This window comes from Acidovorax sp. NB1 (assembly GCF_005405905.1).
Classification (GTDB): Bacteria; Pseudomonadota; Gammaproteobacteria; order Burkholderiales; family Burkholderiaceae_C; genus Acidovorax.
This window is the reverse complement of sequence record NZ_BJHU01000057.1, coordinates 331550-332389: the sequence shown is the minus strand read 5'-3', so window position 1 is coordinate 332389 and position 840 is coordinate 331550.

Sequence of the window (840 nt, the reverse complement as noted above, 5' to 3'; positions counted from 1 at the left end):
ACTGGAACAGCGTGATCACAGGCAGCGACATCGCTGATGGCACCAACGCACTCACCGTCAGCAACGTTGCAGTACCGGCCATCACATCTGCCACCTACGACGCCAGCACCGGAGCGCTTGTCGTGACGGGCACCGGGTTCTCCAGCCTGGCGGGGGCCGTCAATGACATCGTGGCCAGCAAATTCAGCTTGCAGGGAGAAGGAGGTGCCAGCTACACGCTGACGACCACCGGCAACGTTGAGATCACCTCCGCCACCAGCTTCACCCTGAGTCTCTCGGCCGCTGACCAAGCCGCCGTGAACCTCATCGTCAACAAGAACGGCACCAGTTCCACCAACGCCACCACCTACAACCTGGTCGCCGCAGAAGACTGGGCCGCCGGCACTGATGCCGCCGTCGTCATTGCCGACCTCACTGGCAACGGCATCACCGCCAGCAACGTTGCAGTGCCGGCCATCACTGCGCTGACCTACAACGTCACCACCGGAGTGCTGACTGGCACTGGCACGGGCTTTGCCAGCGCGGCCGGAGCCCTGAACGACATCATTGCCAACAAGCTCACCTTGCTGGGGCAAGGGGGTTCGACCTATATCTTGACCGATACCGGCAATGTCGATATCACCTCCGCCACCAGCTTCACCCTGACCCTGTCGGCCACCGACAAGGCAGCAGCAGCCCTGTTGTTCAACAAAGATGGCACGGCATCCCTGGGCGGCACCACCTACAACGTCGCCTTCGCCGAAGATTGGGAGGCGGGAGCCGACGTCTCAGTGACGATTGCCGACCTTACAGGCAACGGCGTCACTGTGGCCGGCAACGACCCGAACGCCCCCGTATTCG